Source organism: Klebsiella sp. WOUb02 (assembly GCF_050058015.1).
In the GTDB taxonomy this organism is placed as follows: Bacteria; Pseudomonadota; Gammaproteobacteria; order Enterobacterales; family Enterobacteriaceae; genus Klebsiella.
The window spans coordinates 2,960,182-2,985,191 of sequence record NZ_CP170110.1 but is presented as its reverse complement, the minus strand read 5'-3'; the positions used below and the strand labels follow the sequence as shown (position 1 = coordinate 2,985,191).

Here is a 25,010-nt window from a genome sequence, read left to right as displayed (position 1 = left end):
AAAACCTGGCGTTATGAGATGAATAATTGGCCGAAGCCGTCTGAACGTAATTTTGCGGAGGTATTGAGTCACTATGCTGGGGACGATCTTGCCAGAACTTTGCGCGCGTAAAGTTGGGTAAATCTATGAGTGGTTGTATGGCGGGTTAAGCGGTCACTTGCGGCAGTAAGCGGTTGGGCAGGAAATGAACAGTGGGGTAATATGTGATTGAGATCACAAGAATTTCTCCCCCCGGCGGCAGGGGGGAGAATGCGCCGGGCTAGACCGCGGCTTCCATCGCCATCATCACCGGATGGAAACGGCGTTTGAAGTAGATCAGCCCGTGGCCGTCCTGGCTTAGGGTGATGTGCTTAATTTCGACCAGATAGACCAGGTGGCTGCCGATGGCCTGCACCTGACTGATATCGCCTTCGAGGCTGGCTAGCGAATCCTTCAGCACCGGCTGCCCCAGCGCGCCTTTTTGCCAGCACGAGAGGCTGAAGCGCTCCTCCATCGTCACCCCGGTCATCCCGGCGAAGTGGCGCGCCATCACCTCCTGCTCATGGTTCAGGACGTTGATGCACAGCCTGCCGTTGCCCTGGAACACCGGGTTCATGGCGCTGTTGGCGTTGATGCACACCATCACCGACGGCGGCGTATCGGTTACCGAGCACACCGCGGTGGCGGTGATGCCGCAGCGGCCTGCATCGCCTTCGGTGGTGATAACATTCACCGCGGCCGACAGGCTGGACATGGCATCGCGAAAACGCAGGCGTTGTTCATCTAATTGCATTGTGACCTCCCGCTGTGAATTACTTCAGCAGCTTATCCAGGATGTTGATATCAGAGTTATTGTGCAGGTGCGGCACCGTCCAGCCGTGCTGGTCGTACTCGGAAAGGCAGCGGTCGACCATCGCCATCATTTTGTCCATGTTGCCGGAGCTCTGCGCCTGGCGCAGGCACTGCAGGCGAATCTCATCCTGGCTACCGGAGTAGTTGATCTCATATAGCTCGTGGCGGCCGCCGAATTCGCTGCCGATCGCGTCCCACATCAGCTTGAGGACCTTGATGCGTTCGACGTGATCCATGCCGTTCGATCCGCGCACGTATTTCGCCAGATACTGGTCGATCTGCGGATTATTGAGATCGTGGGCGCTGGACGGCAGGTAGATCAGGCCGCTGGTGACGTTGCGCTCGATGATATTTTTGATTTTGGCGTAGGCCATCGGCGCCATTACGCGGTAGGTTTGCAGCGCGGCGTGATCCGGCAGGTACGCGCCGTTGACCCACGGCGTCGCCTCGGAGCACATCGAATCGCTCAGCGCCCAGAACATATTGCGCCAGGCCACCACCTCGCCGAGATCCGCCTGCACGCCGCGGAACTCCAGGGTGCCGGTACACTCCAGCGAGCGCTTGAGCAGGGCGGTGATAAAGTCGAGCTTAACCGCCAGACGCACGCAGGCCTGCAGCGGGTACATGCGGGCGAAGCCGCCCTCCATCGTCCAGCGGCGACAGCGATCGAAATCGCGATAGATCAGCACGTTTTCCCACGGGATCAGCACTTTATCCATCACCAGGATCGCGTCGTTCTCGTCGAAGCGGCTGGAGAGCGGGTAGTCATATGGCGATCCGGTAGCGCCGGCGACCATTTCATAGGAGGCGCGGGAGATAAGCTTCACCCCTTCGGCATCCATCGGGGCCACGAACATCAGCGCGAAGTCCGGGTTTTCCCCCATCACCTGCGCGGAGCCGAAGCCAATCATGTTGTAGTGGGTCAGCGCCGAGTTGGTGGCGACGACTTTCGCCCCGCTGACGACGATCCCGGCGTCGGTCTCTTTTTCCAGCTTGATGTAGACGTCTTTCACCTCATCGGCCGGCTTATGGCGGTCGATCGGCGGGTTGACGATGGCGTGGTTAAAGTACAGGCCGGTTTCCTGAATGCGGGTGTACCAGCTGCGGGCGTTCTGTTCGAACTGACCGTAAAATGCCGGATTGGCGCCCAGCGCGCAGCCGAAGGCGGCTTTGTAGTCCGGGGTGCGGCCCATCCAGCCGTAGCTCAGGCGCGACCACTCGGCGATGGCGTCGCGCTGCTGGCGCAGATCGTCGGCGCTTTTCGCCACGCGGAAGAATTTATGCGTATAGCCGCCGCTGCCGGTATCGGTGTTCCAGCACAGGGAGTCCTGCAGCGCCGGTTTGTGCAGCGCATCGTACAGCTGGCCGACGGAGGCGGCGGCGTTGCGGAACGCCGGGTGGGTGGTGACGTCTTTGACGCGCTCGCCGTAGATATAAATTTCGCGGCCGTCCTGCAGGCTCTTCAGGTACTCTTCCCCGGTTAACGGGCGTTTAGCGTCTGCGCGGAAATCTTCAGGTTTCATCGGGACCTCTCAGTATTAAGCGGCATATCCCGTCATGCTGCGGGAGGCGCCTTTTCGGCTGCGGCTCGAAGCATTCAGGGTACAAAGGTTAAATTTATGTTTTCTTTTTGTTGTTTAATTGAAGCGGTTCAGGCGGGTTCCGTGAAGAGACTTTTAGGTCAACGGCGGGTACTTTTCAGGCAGGATGGCGTTCTGTGATCCGGGTCGGTTTTTCGTTTTTTGCCGCCGCGCGCCGGGCATCGCGGCAGCGGATTTCCCCGGCCGCGCCTGGCGCCCGCGCGCCGCTGCCGGGAAAAACTCAGGAGACCGGTACTTTTTGCGTTCTGAAGGCGCTGGGCGAGCAGCCGACCAGGCGATGAAAAAAACGGGCAAAATAGGCCGGATCTTTAAACCCCAGCTGCCAGGCGATCTCATTGACCGCGATATCGGAGAACAGCAGCAGCCGCTTGGCCTCGCGCAGCTGCCGGTCGAAAATCAGGCGCTTCGGCGGCCGGTTGGCAAAACGCCGGCAGATATCGGTCAGCCTTGATTCGGTAATGTGCAGCTCATTGGCATAATCCGGCACCGTCCAGTGCTGGTGGTAGTGGCCGTCTATGGCCTGGTTAAAGCGCTGGAACAGCTTGAGCTCGCCGCGGATGCCGCTGGCGGCGTGGTCGTCGAGCCTGGCGTTACGCAACAGCAGGGTGAACACCGCCTGCGCCAGCAGCATCAGCGTATGCTCGCGCCCCGCCAGCTGCGCGGTCGATTCGCGCTCAATCAGCCGCCAGTAGTGGGCCAGCGCCGCGAGCTCGTCCGGCTTATCGGCCAGCGACAGGCACATCCCCGGCAGGCCAAAGGCCTCGCGGGTGCCGGGATAGAGCACCTCCAGCAGCGGCCAGATCAGATCCTCGCGCACGGTCAGCACGTGGCCATCGCTGTCGGCGCCGGTGATAAACGCGTGCGGCACCGACGGCGGCGTCAGGACGAACAGCGGCGCCTGCACCGAGTAGCGGTGATCGTCGAGCTGCAGCTCAATCTGCCCGGTATCGAGAAAGTGCATCTGAAAATACTGGTCGTGGCGATGGGCCTGCATGTCGCGGCCAAAAAAGGCCGCCATACGGGCAAACGACTGGTAGTGCACATCTTCCGTGCCCAGGCTTTCATCGTACTCTTTATTGATATCGATATTGGCGATCGAACGCTGGGACATAGCCGCTCCTTAAGGCGTGGCGCGCGGGCGCGAGGCTTTCATCGGAATAGCCCAGATAATCACGGCGCCAATCACCAGCAGGCTGGCGACGAACCACAGGCCGCTGTTAAAGCTGCCGGTCAGATCCTTCAGCCAGCCGATCATCAGCGGGCTCAGCGCCGATCCAATATTGCCGGTGGCGTTGATCACGGCGATGCCGATCGCCCTGGCGCGCAGGCTGATCGACTGATCCGGCGTGGTCCAGAAAATGGCCATTGCGCTGAACGATCCGGTGGAGGCCATGACGATCCCCAGCATCTGGATCAGGCTGTGATCGGTCGCCGAGGCCAGCAGCCAGCCGGCGGCGGCAAACAGAAACGGCAGGGCGGTATGGTGCCTGCGCTCCTGGCATTTATCCGAATGGCGGCTCCAGTAAATCATCCCCAGGATGGTGCAGATCTGCGGGATCGCCGCCAGCAGACCGATGGTGATATTGCTGCTTCCCTCGTTAAAGCTTTTGAGGATCTGCGGCGTCCAGATGCTGATCGCGCTGAGGGTATTGGTCAGGCAAAAATAGGCCAGGGTGTACATCAGCACGATCGGCGTGAAGACTTCGCGCCACAGGCTGCGCTGCTGCATCGCGCGGTGGCTGACGGCGCCTTCCGGCTGTACCAGCGTCAGCCGGTCGTTATCCATCATCTCCTGCAGGCACTTTTTGTCCTCCGCGGTCAGCCATCTGGCTTTTGCCGGGGAGTCATCCAGCCAGTACCACACCATGATGCCCAGCAGCACCGACGGGAACCCTTCGAGCAAAAACAGCCACTGCCAGCCGTGCAGGTTGAAGAGGCCGTCCAGCGACAGAATATAGCCGGAAACAATCGAACCGATGGCGGTGGTCACCGGCATGGCAATCATAAACAGGGCGTTGGCGCGGGCGCGGAAAAATGCCGGAAACCAGTAGGTTAAATAGAGCAGAATGCCGGGCAGAAAGCCGGCCTCGGTGATCCCGACCAGCATACGCAGCACGTACAGGCTTTTGGGGCCGGTGGCGAACATCGTGGCGGTGGAGGCGATCCCCCACAGCACCATGATGGTGGCTATCCAGCGGCGGGCGCCGACGATGCTGAGCATGATATTGCTCGGAATACCAAAGATAACGTAGGTGGCGTAAAACAGCGTGGTGGCCAGGCCGAACATGGTGGCGTTCAGCCCGAGATCCTGGCCCATCGTCAGTCCGGCAAAGCCGATATTGATGCGGTCGAGGAATGAAAAGATAAACAGCACGAACAAAAATACGATCAGGCGGCGAAACAGCTTATTGATAACCGACTGCTGCTGCGCCGTCAGCTGCTTGTGCTGATTGGCGGGATCGCGCGTCTCCGGAATGGCTGATGATGTGTCGCTCATGGTCTTTCCTCTAATGGGAATTTTTGTAGGGTCGCGATGTGGCGTTAATAGACGCCGGACTGGGCTGCGGTTTCGCCGGCGCCAAAGCGCCCGGCTAAGGCTTCGGCGGCGCGGGCGAGCAGGGTGGTGTCGACGCCGACGGCGACAAACAGCGCGCCGAGCTCAAGATAGCGTTTTGCCAGCTGCTCATTGGCCATCAGAATGCCCGGCGCTTTGCCCGCCCGGCGGATTTGCACGATGGCGCTTTCGATCGCCGCCTGCACTTGCGGATGCTGCGGATTGCCGCCGAAGCCCATATCGGCGCTGAGATCCGCCGGGCCGATAAACACGCCGTCCACCCCCTCAACCTCGAGGATCTGCGGCAGGTTTTTCAGCGCCTCGCGGGTCTCAATCTGCACCAGCACGCACATGGCGTCGTTGGCCTGGTGGAGATAATCCGGGATGCGGTTCCAGCGCGAAGCGCGGGCCAGGGCGCTGCCGACTCCGCGAATGCCGGCCGGTGGATAGCGGGTGGCTTTCACCGCCAGCCGCGCTTCGTCGGCGTTTTGCACCATCGGCACCAGTAGGGTTTGCGCCCCGACGTCCAGCAGTTGTTTAATCTGCACCGGGTCGTTCCACGAAGGGCGGACGACCGGCTGGCTGGCGTAAGGCGCCACCGCCTGCAGCTGGGTCAGCACCGTCTGCACGTTATTCGGCGCGTGCTCACCGTCAATCAGCAGCCAGTCGAATCCGGCGCCGGCCAGCAGCTCGGCGCTGTAGCTGCTGCAGAGTCCCAGCCACAGGCCGATTTGCGGGCGCCCGGCCTGCAGCGCATCTTTAAAGGCATTATTCATCTTCTTCTTTCCCCTAGACAAAGCGGCAGCTGATCGCGCCCATGTTGCCGTAATCGACGTGGAAGGTATCGCCTTTGCGCGCCGCGACCGGACGGGTAAACGAGCCGCCGAGGATAATTTGCCCGGCCTCCAGCTGCACGTCGTGCGCCGCCAGCTTGTTCGCCAGCCAGGCCACGCCGTTGGCCGGGTGATTCAGCACGCCGGCGGCGACGCCGGTCTCTTCGATGACCCCGTTGCGATATAGCAGGGCGGAGATCCAGCGCAGATCCAGTTCATCGGGCTTAACCGGCCGGCCGCCGAGGATCACCCCGGCGTTGGCGGCATTATCGGAGATGGTGTCGAACACCTTACGCGGGCGCTGGGTTTCAGGATCGACGTTGTGGCAGCGGGCGTCGATCAGCTCCAGCGCCGGGATCACGTAGTCGGTGGCGTTATAGACGTCGAACAGCGTACAGTTCGGGCCGCGCAGCGGTTTGGCCAGCACGAATGCCAGCTCGACCTCGATGCGCGGAACGATAAAGCGGTCGGTGGGAATATCGCCGCCGTCGTGAAAAAACATATCGTCGAGCAGCGCGCCGTAGTCCGGTTCGCTAATCTGCGAGCTGGCCTGCATCGCCTTCGAGGTCAGGCCGATCTTGTGGCCCTTCAGCACCCGGCCTTCGGCAATTTTCAGCTCGACCCACTCGCGCTGGACGGCGTAGGCGTCCTCGATGGTGATCGAGGGATAGTCGAGCGAGATGGCGCGGATCTGTTCACGCTGCTTTTCGGCCTGGTTCAGCCGCCGGGCGATGAGGGTGCGGGTCTGTTTATCGAGCATAGGGATTCCTGTGACATTGCCTGCGAATGTGTACTATCGGGTCGTCGGCGCTGCGCCCGCCGGATAACGTCGACTATTTAAACAGCGCGTGGACGTTGTTCTGTTTGTAATTCAGGGTCGGGTGCAGCTCCGCAATCTCGAACGACAGCGCCAGATAGCGGCTCTCCATCAGAGCGGCGAAGTGGCTTTTTATCAGCCCAAACAGCATTTCGCCGACCTCTTCACGGCTCTCCAGGCTGCGCCCGCTGCCGATTTTCAGCGTCATATGCACGAAGGCATAATCGTGCCTGCCGTCGGCCATCTGCCAGGTATCCAGCCAGATGGCGCGGCTGCGGATGCCGCCGATCGGGAAAATACCGGTGGCGGCCAGCGCCTGATTGACCTCGGCGAACAGGCCGGGCAGATCGGCCTGTTCGCGGATGTTGTTGGTACACTCGGCGATAAAATGTGGCATCGTGGACCCCTTACGCCTGAGCCGGCAGCGGGAAGACGGCGTTAACCTGGCCGGTACCGGAGCTGGCGAACAGGTCGGTGATAAACTCGACCTTGCCGTCATATTTATCCCAGCCGAGCACCCCGAGCAGCATCACCGTGTCGTGCATATTGCCTTCGCCGTAGCAGTAGTCGGCGTACTCCGGCAGCATGGTGCAGAATTCTTTGAACTTGCCTTCGCGCCACAGCTTCACCACCCGCTCATCCATCTGATGGTCAAACTCGCGGGTGTAGCTGTTCATCCCCTCTTCGGCGCGCTGGTCGTCGATAAAGCGGTGCGACAGCGAGCCGCTGGCGAGGACCGCCACGGTACCGTCATATTTCTCAATGGCCTTGACGATAGCTTCCCCCAGCTTGCGGCTGTCGGCGAAGTCGTGAACGGTGCAAAAAGCGGAGATCGACACCACTTTGAAATGCTTATCGCTGTTCATATAGCGCATCGGCACCAGGGTGCCGTACTCCAGCTTGAGGCTCGGGATATTGTGCGCCTTGGCGCGGACGCCCAGCTTCACCGCTTCGTCGGCAATCAGCTGGCCCAGCTCCGGGTTGCCGTCGTAGTCGTAGGTCATGTCGCGAATAAAGTGCGGCAGCTCGTTGCTGGTATAGATCCCCTTAAAATGTTCGGCGCAGTTAATGTGGTAGGCGCTGTTCACCAGCCAGTGGGTATCAAAGACGATAATCGTATCGACGCCCATCTCCCGGCACCGTTTACCGATCTCCTTATGACCGTCGATTGCCGACTGGCGGCAGCCGTGGTTTTTCCCCGGCAGCTCGGAGAGATACATGGACGGTACGTGAGTAATCTTGGCGGCTAACGCTAATTTGCCCATCTTGTGCTCCTTATAAACCCCATTTCGGGATCGGATGATCACCCATGGAAATACAGACGTTTTTCATTTCGGCGAATACTTCGAAGCTGTACTCGCCGCCTTCGCGGCCGGTGCCGGAGGCTTTCACGCCGCCGAACGGCTGGCGCAGATCGCGTACGTTCTGGGTATTGACGAAGACCATGCCGGCTTCAATACCGCGCGCGAGGCGCAGGACCTTGCTGACGTCCTGGGTCCAGATATAGGAAGCGAGGCCGTATTCGATATCGTTGGCGAGGCGCAAACCTTCGGCTTCATCTTTAAACGGCAACAGGCAGGCGACCGGGCCAAAGATTTCTTCCTGGGCAACCCGCATGCGGTTATCGACGTCCGCCAGCACCGTCGGGCGCAGGAAGTTGCCGCCGCGAAGATGCGCCGGCAGGTCGGTGGGTTTATCCGGGCCGCCGGCCAGCAGCGTGGCGCCTTCCTCGATGCCGAGGCGGATATAGCCGGAGACTTTTTCCCAGTGCTGCTGGCTTATCAGCGCCCCGACCTGGGTGTTGGGATCGGTCGGGTCACCGACGCGCAGGCGGCTGGCGCGTTCGGCAAAGCGCTTGACGAACTCCGGGTAAATGCTCTGCTGAATGAAGATGCGCGAGCCGGCTGTGCAGCGTTCGCCGTTGATTGAGAAGATGGTGAACAGGGCGGCATCCAGCGCGCGCTCGATATCGGCATCTTCAAAAATCAGCACCGGCGATTTGCCGCCCAGCTCCATCGAGTACTTTTTCAGTCCGGCATTTTTCATGATGTTACGTCCGGTGGCGGTGCCGCCGGTAAACGACACCGCGCGCACGTCATGATGGCGCACCAGCGCGTCGCCGGCGCTGGCGCCGTAGCCCTGCACGACGTTGAGCACGCCCGGCGGAATACCGGCTTCCAGCGCCAGCTCGCCGAGATGGTCGGCGGTGAGCGGCGACAGCTCGGACATTTTCAGCACCGCGGTGTTGCCCAGCGCCAGGCACGGCGCCACCTTCCAGGTAGCGGTCATAAACGGCACGTTCCACGGCGACACCAGCGCGCAGACGCCGACCGGCTGCACGAGGGTATAGTTGAGCATCTTGTCGTCAACCGGATAGGTTTTGCCGTTCATCTGCTGGCACACTTCGGCGAAGAATTCGAAGTTGTGCGAAGCGCGCGGGATCAGCACATTTTTGGTCTGGTGGATCGGCAGGCCGGTATCGGCGGTCTCCATCGCCGCGATCTGCGGGACGTTCTGATCGATAAGATCGCCCAGCCGGCGCATCAGGCGCGCGCGCTCCTTCATCGGTAGGTTGGCCCATTTCGGGAACGCCGCTTTGGCTGCCGCTACCGCCTGATTCACTTCGGCTTCGCCGCCGGAGGCGACTTCCGCCAGCACTTCGCCGGTGGCCGGGTTGGTGGTGTGGAAATACTCCGCGCTTGCCACGCTTTCGCCGTTGATCCAGTGGTTAATTTTTTTCATGACAGCTTCTCCTCATACGCTTGCTGGCTGATGATGCGGTTGACCAGGCGGCCCACGCCTTCGACTTCGACGATCACTTCGTCACCCGGCACCACGTCGGACAGCCCCTTCGGCGTGCCGGTGGCGATCATGTCTCCCGGCTGCAGGGTCATAAACTCGCTCAGGTACGCGATCAGGAACGGGATGCTGAAGATCAGATCGGCGGTGGTGCCCTGCTGGCGCAGTTCGCCGTTGACCCAAGTGCGCAGGGTCAGGTTGTGCGGGTCCGGGATCGCCTCTTTGCTCACGATCCACGGGCCGATGGGGGTCAGGGTGTCGCGGCTTTTGACCCGCAGATTCGGCCGGTAGTAGTTTTCCAGATAGTCGCGAATGGCGTAGTCATTGCAGACGGTATAGCCGGCGACGTAGTCGAGGGCGTCGGCCTCGCTGACCCTGCGCGCGGTTTTGCCAATCACCACCACCAGTTCGGCTTCGTAATGCATATATTCGACGTTATCCGGACGCACCGACTCCTGGCGGTGGCCGAGAAAGGTGTTCGGCGCTTTGATAAACACCAGCGGCTCTTCCGGCGGCTTGAATTCCAGCTCGCTGGCGTGATCGGCGTAGTTCAGACCCAGCGCGAACAGCGTTCCGTCGGCGGGCGGCAGCCAGCGGAACTCCCCCTCCTGCAGCCGCGTGCCGTCGTCGAGAATGACCTGCTCGCGATCGTCGACCTGCGCGCTGCGTACCTGGCCCTGCCACTCAATACGTGCCTGTTTCATGCCGGCTCTCCTTCTGCGACGACCGGGTTTTCCAGCGCCGGGAAACCCTCGGCGAGAATGCGTACGCGATCGCCGGGGCGCAGCGTGACGCGGGCGTGCGGAGTGCCGATCAGAATGGCGTCGCCGGGAGTGAGGGTGGCGAACTCGCTCAGGGCGCTTAGCAGCTCGGCGGCGCCGCGCTGTAGGTCGGCGGTGTTCCAGCTATCCGCTTCGCGGCCGTTGATCTCGGTGATGATAGTCAGGTTATCGACGCTCCGAACCGGGGCGAGGGCGCCCAGCGGACAAAAACCGTCGCGGCATTTGGCCTTAATCGCCGGGCGGTAAAAGCTCTCTTCCGGCAGGCTGACGTCGTTGGCCAGCGCGTAGCCGGCGATGCAGGAGGCGGCCTCTTCGACGGAGACGCCGCGGGCGGTTTTGCCGACGATCAGCGCCACGGTGGCGCCGCTGTGCACGGTTTCCCCCTGCGGGTAAGGGATAGCATCGCCGCTGCCGATAACGGTATTGCGCGGTTTGATAAACCAGACCGCGGTTTGCGGCGGCGTTTTGTACGGGGCCTGTTGGAACGCTTCGCGCCAGGCGGCGAGCTGGCTGCCGTGGTTAAGCGCAACGGCGAAGATGGTACCTTTCATTCACCACTCCTCTGGTACTGATTTCGGAAGCTTAAGGGATTTCATTAATATGTTAATGATTACCTTTTATTCCTTGCGGGCGGGTTTGGCAAACAGAAGTGAATGTTTTGTGATCGGATTAACATTAAATTTACATGAGTGAAATTTAATTGTTTATAATCATTATGTTAACTTTAAATTCTGCAAGGGCTGGTACTTTTCAGCAGCAGAAACAGGTTGCGTCATCGGCAAATAAGCGCTAGTTATTAACTTGTTAATAGATTCTGAAATGCGATGTAGAGGGTATGTGATGCATGATTCGTTAACCATTGCGCTGTTGCAGGCGCGGGAAGCGGCGATGGGCCACTTTCGGCCGATCGTCAAACGCCATAATCTCACCGAGCAGCAGTGGCGTATTGTGCGCATCCTTGCCGAAAGTCCGTCGATGGATTTTCACGACCTCGCCTTCCGCGCCTGCATTTTGCGCCCGAGCCTGACCGGTATTTTGACCCGCATGGAACGCGACGGCCTGGTGCTGCGCTTAAAGCCGGTCAGCGATCAGCGCAAGCTGTACGTTTCGCTGACGGCGGAAGGAACAAAGCTGTATCAAAGCGCCCAGGCGCAGGTTGAAGAGGCCTATCGCCTGATCGAAGAAGAGTTTACCAGTGAAAAAATGCGCCAGCTGACCGCGCTGCTGGAGGAGTTTATCGCGCTCGGCAACCGTAACGGCGCCGCGCGCGACGATCGGCAGGAGGAGTAGGTCAGCGCTCGCCGCTCTCCTGGGCGAGGGCGATAAGCGTTTCCGCCCGCGCAGGGGAGAGCGGCTCGCGCGGCGCCACCAGCGGCCAGCCGTACAGCCAGCGGGCTGTGGTCGCGCAGGTTTTCCCCTGGCAGGCGCCCATGCCGCAGCGCAACGCCAGCTTTGCCTGCTTCCAGCCCTCGGTGTTCGCCGCGTCACCGCAGCGGACGTCCTCGCAGCGGCACAGCAGGCTCTCTGGCGTGGCGAGGGTTTTCAGGCTTTCCGACAGGATAAACGCCCGCCTGACGGCGTCGGCAAAACCCTGCCAGCGCGCGCGACGGGCAAAGAGGGCCTGCGCCCGGTCGCCGGTATCCGCCGCCGCAAAGCCGGCAATCTCTCCTTCGGCCAGCGCCAGCTCGCTGCCGCCGAAGCCGGTGCACTCTCCGGCGGCATACACGTCCGCGACGCTGGTTTGCTGCCAGCAGTCCACCTGCACCGCCTCATCCGCAACGGCGCAGCCGAAAAACAGCGCGCTTTCGAGGTTCGGCACCAGGCCATAGCCAACTGCCAGCCGATCGCACGCCAGCGTACGCTCGACGCCACGCCGGCGGATCGTCACCGCCTCAAGATGCGTTTTGCCGTGGGCGCGAATAACATGGCTGCCGCTCAGGTAGCGCCGCGGGGCGAGGCTGGCGAGCTGGCGCAGCTTTTCCGGCCAGCACCACAGCCGGCTGCCAAAGCGTATCAGGGCGGAGAGCGGCGCCTGCTCGACAATCTGCACTATCTCGCCGCCGCTTTTTTTCACCGTGTCGGCCACCGCCAGCAGCAGTGGACCGCTGCCGGCCACCACGACCCGCTCGCCGCCTTTCAGCGCCAGGCCGTGCTTGATTTGCGCCTGCAGACCGCCCGCTGCGGTCACGCCGGGTAGCGTCCAGCCGGGAAACGGCAGCGAGAGCTCGCGCGCCCCGCAGCACAGAATCAGCTTCTGCCACTCCACGATCCCGCACGCCTCGGCGGTTTCAAACATCACGCTGCGGGCGGTCGGCCGGGCGATGAGGCGCGCGCCGCTGAGCAGGGTGATATTTTCAGCCGCAGCGACGGCTTCGCGATAGCGCCGCGCCAGGGCCGGGAGCTTGACCTGCGGCCCGTCACGCCAGATCTGCCCGCCGGGGCGCGGGTTATCATCAAGCACGATCGTTCGCTTACCGCAAGAGGCGGCGGCCAGCGCGGCGGCGAGGCCGGCAGGGCCCGCCCCGAGGATCAGTACCTCACAGCGTAGCGTTTGCATGGCGGCTCCTTTCAATGTTCATTCCCGGCAGGCACAGCGTCTGGCAGGCCAGCACCCGACGGCCGTTGGCGGTCACCCGGCACTCCTGGCAGACGCCCATACCGCAAAATGGCGCGCGCGGATCGCCGCCGACGGCAATTCGCGTCGTGGGGTCGGCGGTGAGCGCCAGCGCGGCGGCGATGCTGATCCCCGCCGGCACCTCTAGGCTGGCGCCTTCGATGATTATCTGGATGGTGGGCATCAGGCGATTGCCTCCTGTTTCTGCAGGCGAGCGGGGAGCCAGGCGTCGGGAGTCAGCGGCCCGCGCTCGCCCATCAGTTGGGCGCAGAGGAGCTCCCGCGCTGGCGGGGGCGGTGGTCACGCCGAGCCCCTCGTGGCCCAGCGCCAGCCACAAGCCGCGGCGCGACGGATGAGGGCCAATCAGCGGATTGCCGTCCTGCGACGCGGCGCGAAAACCACTCCAGCAGCGGATGATATTCAGCCCGCCGAGCGTCGGCAGAAACTGCCGCGCGCGGCCCAGCATTTGCGCCAGCAGGGGTAAATTCAGACTGGCGATCGGTGGTATCAAACTGGCGGGAAGAGCCGATCAGCAGCTGGCCGGTCGGCCTCGGCTGGACGTTAAAGGCCACCGAGGTGCCGCTGCCGTGGGCGCTGGCGCCGTAGCCGAGCTCGACCAACTGATGCCGGAGCAGCGGGCCGTAGCGGTCGGTAATCGCCAACTGGCCCTTTTTCGCCCGCAGCCAGCTCTCCCCCAGCAGCGTGTTGGCATCAAGGCCGCAGGCGACCACGATGGCCGGCGCCTGCAGCCGTCTGCCGCTGGTCAGGGTCACCGTCGGCTCCTCCAGCGTTTGGGCGGCTTCCCGCAGGTGGGTCAGCCCGGCGCCCGCGTCGGCGATAAACCAGCGGGCGGCGTTAGGGGCATAGATAATCCCGTCGCCGGGAACCCACAGCCCACCCGGCAGGCCGGCGCGCAGCAGTGGCTCGCGCTGCGCCAGCTGCTCCGCGCTTTGCATCTGCGTGGCGACCTGATACTCCGCCATCCGCAGCTGCTTTTCCCGGGCGACCTCCAGCTCCTGCGTCGTTTCCGCCAGCCACAGGGTGCCGCAGCCGCGCCAGGCGCAGCTCTCTGGCATGCGCGGCGTGATTGCGCGCCAGAGTTCGAGCGACCAGGTGGAGAGGGCTAGCTCGGCGGGGTTATCGTCCATGCATACCAGATGGCCCATTCCGGCGGCGGTCGCCCCCGGCTGGCCGCCGTCGATCAGGGTGACCTTTTGCCCACGCTTTGCCAGCTGCCAGGCGCAGACGGCGCCGACGATCCCCGCGCCGATGACGATGACGTCGCTGCCGCTCACGGCACGATCCCCCAGCAGAAGGGATCCTCAGGATTGAGGATCAGGCGGTTATCGCCGCATACCCAGGCTTCGCCGCGAATAGTCGGGATAATGCCGGCGGACACGCGCGCGTAGCTGGCGGTAAAGCGGCTGCCGATGATGCTGGCCTGTAGCCAGGTCTCGCCGGGCCGCAGCTTGCCATCTTCCGCCAGGCAGGCCAGTTTGGCGCTGGTTCCAGTCCCGCACGGCGAGCGATCCCAGGCCTTGCCGGGGCACAGCACGAAGCTGCGGCTGTCGGCGGTCTCATCGTCGGCAAACAGCTCAACGTGGTCGATCGCGCCGCCGTCATCGCCGCGGATCCCTGCGGCCTCCAGCCCTTCGCGTACCGCCCAGGCGTATTCAGTGAGCTGGGGGATCTGCGCGGGCTCAATGCTGAAGGGGTGATCGTTAATGAGAAAGAACCAGTTGCCGCCCCAGGCGATGTCGCCGGTCACGGTGCCGAAGGCGGTTTCCACGCCGATCCTCTTTTTCCAGCGCCGGGCCGGAACGTTCTCCACCGACACGCTGCCGTCTTCATGCAGCGTCGCGCTCACGTCGCCGACCGGGGTCTCAATCAGATGCCTGCCAGGCCGAATGCGGCCCAGCCACGCCAGCGAGGCGATAAGGCCGATCGTGCCGTGGCCGCACATATTCAGGAAGCCGGCGTTGTTGAAGAAGATCACCCCGGCGGTGGCGGCCGGCGAAACCGGTTCGCACAGCAGCGCGCCTACCAGCACGTCGTTGCCGCGCGGTTCGAGGATAATCGCCTGACGCCAGCGGTCGAATTCAGCGGCAAAGCGTTCGCGACGCTCCGCCATGCTGCCCCGGCCGAGATCCGGAAAACCGTCAACGATCAGGCGGGTTGGCTCGCCGCCGGTATGTGAATCAATGGCCCTCAGTTCAGCGGGCCGGCGTGGCGCGGTCATGAATCTCTCCGGTGGTTAATAAGATGTTTCACAATGCTGGCGCAAGAGGCCGCCTCCCGCTTGAGCGCTTTCATCAGGCGAAGTGACGAAATCAGCACAGTCGGCGGCGGGACTATCCGTTGAAATTCATAATTATTTCTTATTAATCATTCCATTAACGATGTGGTAAACCGAAAGGCGCAATAACGCCAGCCGGCTATTCGGCAGAAAATTTAAACCGCCGCCAGGATCGCAAAACGCGCTGCTGCCGCTTGATGTGTTAATAAAAGGTGAATAAATATCCTCCCGTTACCCGCCATGAGGAAGCGTTATGTTGTGTGTTACCGAGGCTGCTCCGGCATGCGAGCCGGTGGATGAAACGAGCCTGGCCGTGGACGAACTGAGCCAGATTTGCGAAGGGCTGGCGCGCCAGCGTCCGGAGAATATGCCGGCGCTGCTCAACGCGCTGGCGCTGATCGCCCCCTTGCTGAACGCCATTCCCAACGTCGTGTTTTTTATTAAAGACCACCAGGCGCGCTATCTGCTGGCCAACCTGACGCTTGCCCGCCGCTGCGGATTTAAAACCGTCTCGATGCTGTTGGGCAAAACCTCGGCCGACGTCTTTCCCTCGACGCTCGGCCAGGGCTATATCGAGCAGGATCTGCGGGTTCTGCGTGAAGGGGTGATGCTGCGCGACCAGCTGGAGATGCACCTCTACAACGGCCGCGAGCGCGGCTGGTGCCTGACGCAGAAGCTGGCGCTGCGCGATATTCACGGGCAGGTGATCGGGATGGCCGGGATCTCGCACGATCTGCAGGAGGCCCACGCCCGCCACCCGGCGTGGCAGCGGCTGGCGATCGTCGACGATCATATCCGGCGCCACTATCATCGGCCGATCGCCATGGATGAGCTGACTGCACTCAGCGGCATGTCGGTGGCGCAGATCGAACGCTACTGTAAGCGGATCTTTCACCTGACTCCGCGGCAGATGATCCATAAGGTCCGGCTCGAAAAAGCCACCGAGCTGCTGGCGGGAGATACGCCGATTACCGACATTGCGCTGCAGTGCGGCTATACCGATCACAGCGCCTTCAGCCGCCAGTTTAAGGCGATGACTGGCTCAACTCCCCGCGATTTCCGCATAACCCTGTCGGGGTAACCGCCGTTTCACGCTTTTGCGACTGTGCTAATTTCGTCATCGTATTGGAGGAAAACCCACAAGCCGCCGGAACCATGACGCGTCAATCTGTCAGTGAATATTCACCAATCATTCACTTTGACTTAACAAAATGACGACAAGGAACCGAGCATGAGCAAAAAAGCGATTCACTGGAGCGGCGTATTTCCGGCAGTCAGCACGCAGTTTCATCGCGACTATTCTCTCGATTTAGACGCCACCCACGCGGTGATGAAAAACCTGGTGAAAGATGGCGTTTCCGGGCTGGTGGTGTGCGGCAGCGTCGGGGAAAACACCTCCCTGAGCACCCAGGAAAAGCTGCAAATTATCGAGGCGGCGAAGGACGCCGCCGGCGGCAAAATCCCGGTCCTTGCCGGCGTTGCCGAATTCACCACCGCCTTCGCCCGGACGATGGCGAAAGAGGCGGAGCGCGTGGGCGTCGACGGGATTATGGTCATGCCCGCACTGGTCTACTCATCAAAACCGCATGAAACCGCCGCCCATTTCCGCAGCGTGGCCGCCGCCACTGACCTGCCGATTATGGTTTATAACAACCCGCCGATTTACAAAAACGACGTCACGCCGGAGATCCTCGCGACGCTGACCGACTGCGACAACATCGTCTGCTTTAAGGATTCATCGGGCGATACTCGCCGCTTTACCGACCTGCGCAACACGGTGGGCGATCGCTTTGTGCTGTTTGCCGGCCTTGATGACGTGGTGGTCGAGAGCATTGCCGTCGGCGCCGAGGGGTGGATTTCGGGGATGTCGAACGCCTTCCCGCGCGAAGGCGAGACGCTGTTCCGCCTGGCTATTCAGAAACGCTATGACGAAGCGATGGCGCTCTACCGCTGGTTTATGCCGCTGCTGCATCTCGACGCGCGCCCGGATCTGGTGCAGTGCATCAAGCTCTGCGAAGAGCTTCTGGGCCGCGGGAGCGAGGTGACCCGTCCGCCGCGCCTGGCGCTGGAAGGGGAGACCCGCCGGCAGGTGATCGCGATAGTCGAGCAGGCGATGGCGACGCGTCCCGAGCTGCCGGACGTGGGCCTTTAGGCCGAGGAGCGATGATGAGCGAAAAACAGATCCCGGCGGGCCGCCAGTTTATCGCCGGCTGCCGCGTAGCCAGCGGTGAAGCCACGCTGCTAAGCCTGCGGGCGGCGGATGGCGAAGCCACCGGCCACCGTTTCTATCCGGCCTCCTGCGAGGAGGCGGCGCAGGCGGCGCAGGCGGCACAGCAGGCGTTCAGCGCCTTTTCTCAGACTTCGCCCGAGCTACGGGGGCGCTTTCTGCAGCGCGTTGCCGACGAGCTGGACGCCCTCGGGGAGGATTTTTTTGCGATTGCCCACGAGGAGACCGCGCTGCCGCTGGCGCGGCTGCAGGGGGAGCGGGCGCGCACCAGCAGCCAGTTGCGGATGTTTGCCGATCTGCTGGCCCGTGGCGATCTTTTCGGAGCGCGCATCGATACCGCGCTGGCGGAACGCAAGCCCGCCCCGCGGCCCGACCTGCGCCAGTACCAGACCGCGCTCGGCCCGGTGGCGGTGTTCGGCGCCAGCAACTTCCCGCTGGCGTTCTCCACCGCCGGCGGCGACACCGCGTCGGCGCTGGCGGCCGGCTGTCCGGTCGTGGTCAAGGCGCATCCCGGACATATGGCGACCGCCGAGCAGACGGCGCAGGCCGTGGTCCGCGCGGTGGAGGCCTGCGGCCTGCCCGGCGGCGTGTTTAACCTGATCTTTGGCACCGACATTGGCGCGGAGCTGGTGAGCCATCCGGCGATTCAGGCGGTGGGTTTTACCGGTTCGCTGGAGGGGGGACGAGCGCTATACCAGCGGGTGCAGCAGCGCCACCAGCCGATTCCGATGTTTGCCGAAATGTCGGCCATCAATCCACTGATTATCCTGCCGCAGGCGTTGGCCTCCCGGGCGCCGCTGCTGGCAAAAGAGCTGGTGGCGTCATTTACCCTCGGCGGCGGCCAGTTTTGCACCCGTCCCGGCCTGATCCTGGTGCTCAAAGGGGCGGACAGCGAGCGCTTCAGGGCGGCCCTCTGCGAGCAGGTGCGCGCCGCCGCCGCGCAGGTGCTGCTGAATGCGCCGACGCGCGAGCACTATCACGCGGGCGTCGCGGCGCTCGACGCCTGCCCCGGCGTGCAGCGTCTGGCCGCCGGCCAGGCTGCAGAGGGCGCCCAGGCGCAGACCCTGCTGTATCAGGCGACGGCGGAGCAGGTGATGGCCGCCGATTCTCTGCTCCAGCGTGAGGTTTTTGGCCCGCTGTCGGTGCTGGTGGAGGCGGACGATGAGGCCCAACTGCAGGCCCTGCTTCAGAGCCTGCAGGGGCAGCTCACCGCCACGCTGCACGCGGAGGCCGGCGATCGTCCGCTGGCGTCGCGCCTGCTGCCGCTGCTGAGCGAGAAAGCGGGGCGGGTGCTGTTCAACGGCTATCCCACCGGGGTGGAGGTGTGCGATGCGATGGTCCACGGCGGGCCCTGGCCGGCCACCACCGACGCGCGCGGCACCTCGGTCGGCACCCGGGCGATAGAGCGCTTTCTGCGCCCGGTTTGCCTGCAGAACGCGCCCGCCGCGCTGCTGCCGCCGGCCCTGCAGGATGCGAACCCTTTAAACCTGCTGCGCCTGGTGAACGGGCAGTGGACCCGGGAAGCGATTTCCCCACTCTGATTGATGAAAGGGCAACACCATGACCATTCACACTACGCATAGCAGTCAAACCCGCGTTGCTGAGTCGGGTAAGTTTAAAAAGCAGCTGACCTTAACGGACCTGACGTTTATCGGTCTGGGGGCGATTTTTGGCTCCGGCTGGCTGTTCGCCGCCAGCCACGTGGCGTCGATTGCCGGGCCGGCGGGGATCGCCTCCTGGACGATCGGCGGGTTTGCGGTGCTGCTGCTGGGGATCGTCTACTGCGAGCTGGGGGCGGCGCTGCCGCGCGCCGGCGGGATTATCCGCTATCCGGTCTTTTCCCACGGCGAGCTGATGGGCTATCTGCTGGGATTTATCACCCTTATCGCCTTTTCCAGCCTGATCTCGATTGAAATTGTCGCCGCGCGCCAGTACGCCGCGGCGTGGTTCCCGATGCTGACCCGGCCAGGATCCGGCTCGCCGACGCTGCTCGGCTGGATCGTGCAGTTCCTGCTGCTGTGCTTTTTCTTCGGCCTCAACTACTACAGCGTCAAAACCTTCGCCCGTTCGAATAACGTGATCAGCGTGCTGAAGTTTCTGGTGCCGCTACTGGTGGTCATTACCCTGTTCGCCTTCTTCAAGCCGGAAAACTTGCATACCCAGGGATTCGCGCCGTTCGGCATGTCGGGGGTGGAGGCGGCCATCAGCGCCGGCGGCATTATTTTTGCCTACCTGGGGCTGACGCCGATTATCTCGGTGGCCAGCGAGGTGAAAAACCCCCAGCGCACGATCCCGGTGGCGCTGATCCTCTCGGTGGTGCTGTCGACGATTATTTACGTGCTTCTGCAGGTGGCGTTTCTCGGCAGCATCCCGACCGATATGCTGAGCGGCGGCTGGGCTGAGGTCAGCAAGCAGTTCTCGCTGCCGTATCGCGATATCGCCATTACCCTCGGCATGGGCTGGCTGGCGTTTATGGTGATTAGCGATGCGATTGTTTCCCCGAGCGGAACCGGCAATATCTATATGAACGCCACGCCGCGGGTGATTTACGGTTGGGCGAAAAGCGGGACCTTTTTTAAAGCTTTTACCCATATCGATAAAGAGTCCGGTATTCCGCGCCCGGCGTTGTGGCTGACCTTCGGCCTCTCTATTTTCTGGACCCTGCCGTTCCCGTCATGGGAGCAGTTAATTAGCGTGGTGTCGGCGGCGCTGGTGCTGAGCTACGCTATCGCCCCGGTGACCGCCGCCGGGCTGCGCCGCAATGCGCCGGATATGCCGCGCCCGTTCCGCGTGCGCGCGTTCCATATCATTGGCCCGGTGTCGTTTATGGTTTCGGCGCTGATCGTCTACTGGTCCGGCTGGACGACCCTCTCCTGGCTGCTGGGGTTGCAAATCGTTATGTTTGCGGTGTACGTGCTGTGCAAAAGCAAGGTGCCGGTCCATGCGGTGAACTTTGCGCAGCAGGTGAAATCTTCGCTGTGGCTGATTGTCTTCTATGCCCTGATTATGCTCTGCTCGTGGCTGGGGAGTTTTGGCGGCATTAACGTGCTACCTCACCCCTGGGATACGATAATAGTGGCGGCGATGTCGCTCGGTATTTATTACTGGGGCGCGCGCAGCTGTCTTCCTCAGGCTAACTTTAATGGCGATGAAGAAGAGTAGAAGAGCAAAGGAGAAGAGTATGGAGACGGTAACGCTGACGTTGCCCGAGGCTGAAGCGCTTTCCCGCGAGGTGCTCAGCGACAATGGTTTCAGCGAGAGCCACGCGGCGGCCGTGGCGCGTAACGTGACCGCCGGGGAGCGCGACGGCTGCGCTTCCCACGGCCTGTGGCGCCTGCCGGGGATCGTCGATACCCTGCGCAAGGGGAAGGTTTCGCCCGACGCTGAGCCGCAGATTGACGACCGCGCGCCGGCGGTGGTGCGGGCGGACGCCAACGGCGCCTTTTCGCTGCTGGCCTTTGAGCGCGCGCTGCCGCTGCTGTGCGCTAAGGCGCGCCATAGCGGTATTGCCGCGCTGGCGATTAACCGCTGCGTGCACTTTTCGGCCCTGTTTGCCGACGTTGAGCCGCTCACCGAGGCGGGGCTGGTGGGGCTGGCCTGCACGCCGGGCCACGCGTGGGTCGCGCCGGCGGGCGGTAGCCGTCCGCTCTTTGGCACCAACCCTATCGCCTTTGGCTGGCCGCGCGGCGACAGGCCGCCGTTTATTTTTGATATGGCAACCAGCGTGGCGGCGCGCGGCGAGATCCAGCTGCATCAGCGCGCCGGGAAGGCCTTGCCGGAGGGCTGGGGAATCGACGCCGAAGGAGAGCCCTCCACCGACGCCGCCGCCGTTCTCGACGGGGCGATGCTGACCTTTGGTGGCCATAAGGGTTCGGCGCTGGCGGCGATGGTGGAGCTGCTCGCCGGGCCGCTGATCGGCGATATGACCAGCGCGGAGTCGCTGGCGTGGGACGACGGCGCTGGTGGGCTGCCGTACGGCGGCGAGCTGATTCTGGCGCTCGATCCGCAGCGCTTTCTCGGGCCGCAGGCGGACGAGCATCTGGCGCGGGCGGAGACGCTGTTTAGCGCTATACGCGCGCAGGGGGCCCGGCTTCCCGGCGAGCGGCGCTTCGATTGTCGTCAGGTCAGCGAACGCCAGGGGGTGACGATCGGGCGTTCGCTGTATGAGGAGATTGTCGCCCCGCGGCGTTAGGCGATTTCTCCGGCGATCCGGCGCTTAGCGAGCCGGACGCGGAGCCCGGAGACGGCGTGGGCCGTCGTGCGGGATGAATCAGAACAGCGTATCCAGTTCTTCCAGCAGGTTGTACTCGTCGTCGACCAGCAGCAGCGTTTTCCATTTGTCGAAGGTCAGACAGGGGTGCGAGGTGCCAAAGACCAGGATATCGCCGACCTGCACATCGCTGCCCGGCGCAAGGCGCAGCATGCAGTGCTGATCCATGATCCCGACGCTGACGATCTCCTCCGCGCGCAGCGGCAGCGGCTCTCCGCCGCGATAGTGGGCGATGGGCTGCGGTAGTCCGGCATCGAAAGCGCAGTCGCGCTTGCCGAAGTTGACCACCGCGCGATCCGCTTCCGGAACCGACTGCACCATCGCCATCAGCTCGAGGGCCGAAGTCAGATCGCCGGCCAGATCGCAGGCGATCGGATCCCGGGCGAGCAGCTCCTGCTGAGCAACATCGTAGATCCCCATATCGTGCGTGATGTAGCAGCCGGGGCGGATGGCTATCCGGCAGCGCGCCGGCTTTTCGGCCGCCAGCCAGACGTTACACACCACGTCATACCAGACGGTGCCGGCGCCGGTGAGGATAAACTCGCCGTCGACCAGCGGCTCCATTCGGCAGGCGAGGTCTGCGGCCTGATGCAGCAGCGCTTCGACCTGCGGCTGCGGATCGTCGCCGTGCAGCACCCCTTCGTACAGCTCCAGCCCGCGTAGCGTCAGGCCCGGTAGCTCCGCCGTGGTCTGTGCCAGCGCCAGCGCATCCTCTACGCTGCGGCAGCCGCAGCGTCCGCCGGGCACCCCCAGTTCAATCAGCACGTCCAGGGTTTGCCGGCGTTCGGCAAAAAAAGCCGACAGCGCGCGGGCGTTAGCGAGGCTATCGATGCAGCAGATGAAATCGACGCCGCGGTAGTGGTTTTTCAGCCTGAGAAACGGCCTGCATGTTGGCCTTGCCCACCAGCTGATTGACCATCAATACGCGCTGGACGCCGCTGGCCATCGCCGCAGCCGCCTGCCAGGCGCTGCCGACCCCGATCCCCCAGGCGCCGGCCCGCTGCTGGGCCTGAAAAATCCACGGCGTCATCGTCGTTTTGCCGTGCGGCGCCAGCGAGACGCCGCGGGCGTCAGCGTAGCGCTGCATCCAGGCGATATTGTTTTCCAGCGCGTTTTTTTTCAGCAGCGCGGCGGGAAGGCAGACCTCTTCCGCCAGCAGGTTCGCCGGCGATTTCATCGGCGCTGATTTATGCGGGACAAGCGCTGTATGGTGGTATTTCATAACACTATCCTTTCGGGTCTTACTTTCGGATTTTAAATGGGTATCAGTTATAACTATTTGATAAATATTATTTTAATACTTAAATATTATTCATTGTGAATAAAAGTATCACAAAACGATCTGGGTTTTGCGTAGTTTTCCACTGTTTTTCCGCCTTGTAAATGGTTAACTTGTCGGCATAGTCGAAAGGGAGTAATTGCTATGAAGGTTGACTGGCTTTTTAAGAACGTCACGGTTATTGACGGCAGCGGCGGGCCGCAGTATCGCGGCGACGTGGCGGTGAAGGGCGATCGCATTGTGGCTATCGCTCCGGCGCTGCAGGTGACGGCAGAGCGCGAAATTGAAGGCCAGGGGCGCGTGCTGGCGCCAGGCTTTATCGATGTGCATACCCATGACGATATTAACGTCATCCGGATGCCGGAATATTTACCCAAGCTCAGCCAGGGCGTGACGACGGTGATCGTCGGCAACTGCGGGATCAGCGCGGCAATGGCGACCATGCGCGGCGCGGTGCCCGATCCGATGAATCTGCTGGGCGAGCAGGAGCACTTTATCTATCCCACCGTGCAGGCCTATGCCCACGCGGTGGAAGCGGCCCGGCCGTCGCTCAACGTCGGCACCCTGATTGGTCATACCGCGCTGCGTAATAACCATATGGAGGATCTGTTCCGCCCGGCGACGGAGACGGAGATTGCCGGCATGCGCGTCCAGCTGCGCGATGCGCTACGTGAAGGAGCGCTGGGCCTGAGCACCGGCCTGGCCTACGCCAGCGCGTTCCACTCCACCACCGAAGAGGTGATGGCGCTGGCGGAAGAGCTGGCGGCGGAACAGGGGATCTACACCACCCATCTGCGGTCTGAATTTGAGCCTATCCTGGAGGCCCTCGACGAAGCGTTTCGCATCGGCCGCCACGGCAACGTCCCGGTGGTGGTTTCTCATCATAAGTGCGCCGGGGCGAAGAACTGGGGGCGCACGCGCGAGACGCTGGCCTTCTTCGACGAGATGCGCCAGCGCCAGGATATCGCCTGCGACTGCTATCCCTATTCCGCCAGCTCCTCGACGCTGGATATGAAGCAGGTGACCGACGAGTTCGACATCGTGATCACCTGGTCCGAGTCCCGGCCGGAGCAGGCGGGAAAAACGCTGCGGCAGATCGCCGACGAGTGGCTGGTGAGCCTGCACGACGCCGCGGCGCAGCTGATGCCGGCCGGCGCTATCTACTACAACATGGACGAGCAGGACGTGCGGCGGGTGATGCGCTATCCGGTCACCATGATCGGCTCCGACGGCCTGCCGAACGATCCGATGCCTCATCCGCGGCTGTGGGGCGCTTTCCCGCGGGTGTTGGGGCACTACAGCCGCGACGAGCAGCTTTTTCCGCTGACCACCGCTATTCACAAAATGACCGGGCTGTCGGCGGCGCGCTTCCAGCTGCCGGAACGTGGGCTGGTGAAAATCGGCTACTTTGCCGATCTGGTGCTGTTTGACCCACAGACGGTGCGCGACGTTGCCAGCTTCTCCGACCCGAAGCGGCCGGCGGACGGCATTGAGGCGGTGATGGTCAACGGCGTCATGAGCTACGGCAGCGATAAAAAAATTACCGGGCGCGCGGGGCGTTTCCTGCGCCGCCGGATGGACTAAGGAGTGAGTATGAGTATTAAACGTTACGGCGTGGAAGGTGGAACCGGCACCGGCGGACAGCATCTGCCGTTTGCCCGCGCGGTGGAAGCGGGCGGCTGGCTGTATGTTTCCGGCCAGACGCCGATGAAAAATGGCGAAGTGGTGGAGGGCGGCATCGTTGAGCAGTCGCGACTGGCGATTCAGAACTGCGTCGATATCATGAATGAAGCAGGCTATACCCTTGCCGATGTGGTGCACGTGAAGGTGATCCTCACCGACTCGCGCTATTTCCAGTCTTTCAACAAAGTATTCCGCGAGTTCTTTGGCGATCATCCGCCGGCGCGGATCTGCTGCGTGGCCGATCTGGTGGTGGACTGCAAAGTTGAAGTGGATGTGACCTGCTATAACGCCGCCCGTGTCTAAATAATAGCTCCCCGCCGCGGGCCGGGGAGCGACCCATAACAATGTACAAGTAGCGCCAGGCCGAATAAGTCGGCCGGCGCGACCAGGATTGCTGTGCCTTTTTTCGGCATCGTTACTATTA

General features: G+C 62.6%; 22 protein-coding genes and 3 pseudogenes. 8 read left to right on the top strand and 17 right to left on the bottom strand.

What is annotated here, in order from left to right:
• Nucleotides 1-259: 259 nt before the first annotated feature.
• The 11 genes from ABOC21_RS21385 to ABOC21_RS21335 all read right to left on the bottom strand — a co-directional run bounded on the left by ABOC21_RS21385 (nt 260) and on the right by ABOC21_RS21335 (nt 10,768).
• Nucleotides 260-772: a 4-hydroxyphenylacetate 3-monooxygenase reductase subunit gene (locus tag ABOC21_RS21385; protein ID WP_426813194.1), complete on the bottom strand. Its 513-nt coding sequence runs from the start codon at nt 770-772 to the stop codon at nt 260-262.
• A gap of 19 nt (nt 773-791) precedes the next feature.
• The gene (hpaB, locus tag ABOC21_RS21380; RefSeq protein ID WP_426813193.1) at nt 792-2,354 is read right to left on the bottom strand and encodes a 4-hydroxyphenylacetate 3-monooxygenase, oxygenase component; all 1,563 of its coding nucleotides are present in this window, start codon (nt 2,352-2,354) and stop codon (nt 792-794) included.
• A 298-nt stretch (nt 2,355-2,652) separates the two neighbouring features.
• A complete protein-coding gene (hpaA, locus tag ABOC21_RS21375) occupies nt 2,653-3,543 on the bottom strand; it encodes a 4-hydroxyphenylacetate catabolism regulatory protein HpaA (protein WP_426813192.1) in 891 nt (296 codons plus the stop codon).
• 9 nt (nt 3,544-3,552) lie between these two features.
• Nucleotides 3,553-4,929, bottom strand: coding sequence for a 4-hydroxyphenylacetate permease (gene hpaX / locus ABOC21_RS21370; protein ID WP_426813191.1), 1,377 nt, complete (start codon nt 4,927-4,929; stop codon nt 3,553-3,555).
• A 44-nt stretch (nt 4,930-4,973) separates the two neighbouring features.
• Nucleotides 4,974-5,762, bottom strand: coding sequence for a 4-hydroxy-2-oxoheptanedioate aldolase (hpaI, locus tag ABOC21_RS21365; RefSeq protein ID WP_426813190.1), 789 nt, complete (start codon nt 5,760-5,762; stop codon nt 4,974-4,976).
• Nucleotides 5,763-5,775: 13 nt separating this feature from the next.
• Nucleotides 5,776-6,579, bottom strand: a complete 804-nt coding sequence (gene hpaH / locus ABOC21_RS21360) for a 2-oxo-hept-4-ene-1,7-dioate hydratase (RefSeq protein ID WP_045860163.1) — start codon at nt 6,577-6,579, stop codon at nt 5,776-5,778.
• Nucleotides 6,580-6,652: 73 nt separating this feature from the next.
• Complete coding sequence (locus ABOC21_RS21355) at nt 6,653-7,033, bottom strand: 5-carboxymethyl-2-hydroxymuconate Delta-isomerase (RefSeq protein ID WP_426813189.1); 381 nt, start codon at nt 7,031-7,033, stop codon at nt 6,653-6,655.
• A 10-nt stretch (nt 7,034-7,043) separates the two neighbouring features.
• Entirely contained in the window at nt 7,044-7,901 is an 858-nt protein-coding gene (gene hpaD, locus ABOC21_RS21350) for a 3,4-dihydroxyphenylacetate 2,3-dioxygenase (RefSeq protein WP_426813188.1), read from the bottom strand.
• A gap of 10 nt (nt 7,902-7,911) precedes the next feature.
• Nucleotides 7,912-9,378: a 5-carboxymethyl-2-hydroxymuconate semialdehyde dehydrogenase gene (hpaE, locus tag ABOC21_RS21345; RefSeq protein ID WP_426813187.1), complete on the bottom strand. Its 1,467-nt coding sequence runs from the start codon at nt 9,376-9,378 to the stop codon at nt 7,912-7,914.
• Complete coding sequence (locus ABOC21_RS21340; RefSeq protein ID WP_426813186.1) at nt 9,375-10,139, bottom strand: fumarylacetoacetate hydrolase family protein; 765 nt, start codon at nt 10,137-10,139, stop codon at nt 9,375-9,377. Before ABOC21_RS21340 ends, hpaE begins: the two co-directional genes overlap by 4 nt.
• Entirely contained in the window at nt 10,136-10,768 is a 633-nt protein-coding gene (locus ABOC21_RS21335) for a fumarylacetoacetate hydrolase family protein (RefSeq protein WP_426813185.1), read from the bottom strand. The genes ABOC21_RS21340 and ABOC21_RS21335 overlap by 4 nt, the downstream gene beginning before the upstream one ends.
• A 289-nt stretch (nt 10,769-11,057) precedes the next feature.
• Here ABOC21_RS21335 and hpaR point away from each other — a divergent pair, with 289 nt between their 5' ends.
• Nucleotides 11,058-11,507: a homoprotocatechuate degradation operon regulator HpaR gene (gene hpaR, locus ABOC21_RS21330; protein WP_045860152.1), complete on the top strand. Its 450-nt coding sequence runs from the start codon at nt 11,058-11,060 to the stop codon at nt 11,505-11,507.
• A 1-nt stretch (nt 11,508) separates the two neighbouring features.
• Here hpaR and ABOC21_RS21325 read toward each other — a convergent pair whose 3' ends face one another.
• From ABOC21_RS21325 to ABOC21_RS21310, 4 genes and pseudogenes are all read right to left on the bottom strand, one after another.
• The gene (locus ABOC21_RS21325; protein WP_426813184.1) at nt 11,509-12,774 is read right to left on the bottom strand and encodes an FAD-dependent oxidoreductase; all 1,266 of its coding nucleotides are present in this window, start codon (nt 12,772-12,774) and stop codon (nt 11,509-11,511) included.
• A complete protein-coding gene (locus tag ABOC21_RS21320; RefSeq protein ID WP_045860148.1) occupies nt 12,755-13,015 on the bottom strand; it encodes a (2Fe-2S)-binding protein in 261 nt (86 codons plus the stop codon). The genes ABOC21_RS21325 and ABOC21_RS21320 overlap by 20 nt, the downstream gene beginning before the upstream one ends.
• Nucleotides 13,015-14,126: pseudogene (locus tag ABOC21_RS21315) on the bottom strand (NAD(P)/FAD-dependent oxidoreductase). Before ABOC21_RS21315 ends, ABOC21_RS21320 begins: the two are co-directional and overlap by 1 nt.
• A complete protein-coding gene (locus ABOC21_RS21310; RefSeq protein WP_426813183.1) occupies nt 14,123-15,070 on the bottom strand; it encodes a 4-hydroxyproline epimerase in 948 nt (315 codons plus the stop codon). The pseudogene ABOC21_RS21315 and the gene ABOC21_RS21310 overlap by 4 nt, the downstream one beginning before the upstream one ends.
• Before the next feature lie 310 nt (nt 15,071-15,380).
• On the opposite strand from ABOC21_RS21310, the gene ABOC21_RS21305 reads away from it, so the two are divergent.
• The 5 genes from ABOC21_RS21305 (at nt 15,381) to ABOC21_RS21285 (ending at nt 21,546) form a co-directional block, all read left to right on the top strand.
• Nucleotides 15,381-16,208, top strand: a complete 828-nt coding sequence (locus ABOC21_RS21305) for a helix-turn-helix domain-containing protein (RefSeq protein WP_426813182.1) — start codon at nt 15,381-15,383, stop codon at nt 16,206-16,208.
• 150 nt (nt 16,209-16,358) lie between these two features.
• The gene (locus ABOC21_RS21300; RefSeq protein WP_426813181.1) at nt 16,359-17,279 is read left to right on the top strand and encodes a dihydrodipicolinate synthase family protein; all 921 of its coding nucleotides are present in this window, start codon (nt 16,359-16,361) and stop codon (nt 17,277-17,279) included.
• Between the two features lie 14 nt (nt 17,280-17,293).
• Nucleotides 17,294-18,895, top strand: a complete 1,602-nt coding sequence (locus ABOC21_RS21295; RefSeq protein ID WP_426815553.1) for an aldehyde dehydrogenase (NADP(+)) — start codon at nt 17,294-17,296, stop codon at nt 18,893-18,895.
• 19 nt (nt 18,896-18,914) lie between these two features.
• Nucleotides 18,915-20,516 (top strand): APC family permease, encoded by a 1,602-nt coding sequence (locus ABOC21_RS21290; RefSeq protein ID WP_426813180.1) that lies wholly within the window; start codon nt 18,915-18,917, stop codon nt 20,514-20,516.
• A gap of 19 nt (nt 20,517-20,535) precedes the next feature.
• The gene (locus ABOC21_RS21285) at nt 20,536-21,546 is read left to right on the top strand and encodes an Ldh family oxidoreductase (RefSeq protein ID WP_426813179.1); all 1,011 of its coding nucleotides are present in this window, start codon (nt 20,536-20,538) and stop codon (nt 21,544-21,546) included.
• Nucleotides 21,547-21,624: 78 nt separating this feature from the next.
• Here the strand turns inward: ABOC21_RS21285 and ABOC21_RS21280 are convergent.
• Together ABOC21_RS21280 and ABOC21_RS21275 are read right to left on the bottom strand one after the other, a co-directional pair.
• A pseudogene (locus ABOC21_RS21280) lies at nt 21,625-22,846 on the bottom strand (amino acid deaminase).
• Nucleotides 22,847-22,925: 79 nt separating this feature from the next.
• Nucleotides 22,926-23,079: pseudogene (locus ABOC21_RS21275) on the bottom strand (hypothetical protein).
• On the opposite strand from ABOC21_RS21275, the gene ABOC21_RS21270 reads away from it, so the two are divergent.
• Both ABOC21_RS21270 and ABOC21_RS21265 read left to right on the top strand, forming a co-directional pair.
• Nucleotides 23,048-24,487 carry an N-acyl-D-amino-acid deacylase family protein gene (locus ABOC21_RS21270; RefSeq protein ID WP_426813178.1) on the top strand — a complete coding sequence of 480 codons (1,440 nt, stop codon included), beginning with the start codon at nt 23,048-23,050 and terminating at the stop codon, nt 24,485-24,487. The pseudogene ABOC21_RS21275 and the gene ABOC21_RS21270 overlap by 32 nt on opposite strands.
• 9 nt (nt 24,488-24,496) lie before the next feature.
• Nucleotides 24,497-24,889, top strand: a complete 393-nt coding sequence (locus ABOC21_RS21265; protein WP_426813177.1) for a RidA family protein — start codon at nt 24,497-24,499, stop codon at nt 24,887-24,889.
• Nucleotides 24,890-25,010 lie beyond the last annotated feature (121 nt).

What these genes read in the sequence shown, in the direction of transcription:
- hpaA (WP_426813192.1), bottom strand. Translation starts at nt 3,543, where the DNA reads ATGTCCCAGCGTTCGATCGCCAATATCGATATCAATAAAGAGTACGAT.
- hpaD (WP_426813188.1), bottom strand. Translation starts at nt 7,901, where the DNA reads ATGGGCAAATTAGCGTTAGCCGCCAAGATTACTCACGTACCGTCCATG.
- ABOC21_RS21335 (WP_426813185.1), bottom strand. Translation starts at nt 10,768, where the DNA reads ATGAAAGGTACCATCTTCGCCGTTGCGCTTAACCACGGCAGCCAGCTC.
- ABOC21_RS21290 (WP_426813180.1), top strand. Translation starts at nt 18,915, where the DNA reads ATGACCATTCACACTACGCATAGCAGTCAAACCCGCGTTGCTGAGTCG.
- ABOC21_RS21340 (WP_426813186.1), bottom strand. Translation starts at nt 10,139, where the DNA reads ATGAAACAGGCACGTATTGAGTGGCAGGGCCAGGTACGCAGCGCGCAG.
- ABOC21_RS21385 (WP_426813194.1), bottom strand. Translation starts at nt 772, where the DNA reads ATGCAATTAGATGAACAACGCCTGCGTTTTCGCGATGCCATGTCCAGC.
- hpaI (WP_426813190.1), bottom strand. Translation starts at nt 5,762, where the DNA reads ATGAATAATGCCTTTAAAGATGCGCTGCAGGCCGGGCGCCCGCAAATC.
- ABOC21_RS21325 (WP_426813184.1), bottom strand. Translation starts at nt 12,774, where the DNA reads ATGCAAACGCTACGCTGTGAGGTACTGATCCTCGGGGCGGGCCCTGCC.
- hpaB (WP_426813193.1), bottom strand. Translation starts at nt 2,354, where the DNA reads ATGAAACCTGAAGATTTCCGCGCAGACGCTAAACGCCCGTTAACCGGG.
- ABOC21_RS21300 (WP_426813181.1), top strand. Translation starts at nt 16,359, where the DNA reads ATGAGCAAAAAAGCGATTCACTGGAGCGGCGTATTTCCGGCAGTCAGC.
- ABOC21_RS21305 (WP_426813182.1), top strand. Translation starts at nt 15,381, where the DNA reads ATGTTGTGTGTTACCGAGGCTGCTCCGGCATGCGAGCCGGTGGATGAA.
- hpaE (WP_426813187.1), bottom strand. Translation starts at nt 9,378, where the DNA reads ATGAAAAAAATTAACCACTGGATCAACGGCGAAAGCGTGGCAAGCGCG.
- ABOC21_RS21310 (WP_426813183.1), bottom strand. Translation starts at nt 15,070, where the DNA reads ATGACCGCGCCACGCCGGCCCGCTGAACTGAGGGCCATTGATTCACAT.
- hpaX (WP_426813191.1), bottom strand. Translation starts at nt 4,929, where the DNA reads ATGAGCGACACATCATCAGCCATTCCGGAGACGCGCGATCCCGCCAAT.
- ABOC21_RS21285 (WP_426813179.1), top strand. Translation starts at nt 20,536, where the DNA reads ATGGAGACGGTAACGCTGACGTTGCCCGAGGCTGAAGCGCTTTCCCGC.
- ABOC21_RS21270 (WP_426813178.1), top strand. Translation starts at nt 23,048, where the DNA reads ATGAAGGTTGACTGGCTTTTTAAGAACGTCACGGTTATTGACGGCAGC.
- ABOC21_RS21265 (WP_426813177.1), top strand. Translation starts at nt 24,497, where the DNA reads ATGAGTATTAAACGTTACGGCGTGGAAGGTGGAACCGGCACCGGCGGA.
- ABOC21_RS21355 (WP_426813189.1), bottom strand. Translation starts at nt 7,033, where the DNA reads ATGCCACATTTTATCGCCGAGTGTACCAACAACATCCGCGAACAGGCC.
- ABOC21_RS21320 (WP_045860148.1), bottom strand. Translation starts at nt 13,015, where the DNA reads ATGCCCACCATCCAGATAATCATCGAAGGCGCCAGCCTAGAGGTGCCG.
- hpaR (WP_045860152.1), top strand. Translation starts at nt 11,058, where the DNA reads ATGCATGATTCGTTAACCATTGCGCTGTTGCAGGCGCGGGAAGCGGCG.
- ABOC21_RS21295 (WP_426815553.1), top strand. Translation starts at nt 17,294, where the DNA reads ATGAGCGAAAAACAGATCCCGGCGGGCCGCCAGTTTATCGCCGGCTGC.
- hpaH (WP_045860163.1), bottom strand. Translation starts at nt 6,579, where the DNA reads ATGCTCGATAAACAGACCCGCACCCTCATCGCCCGGCGGCTGAACCAG.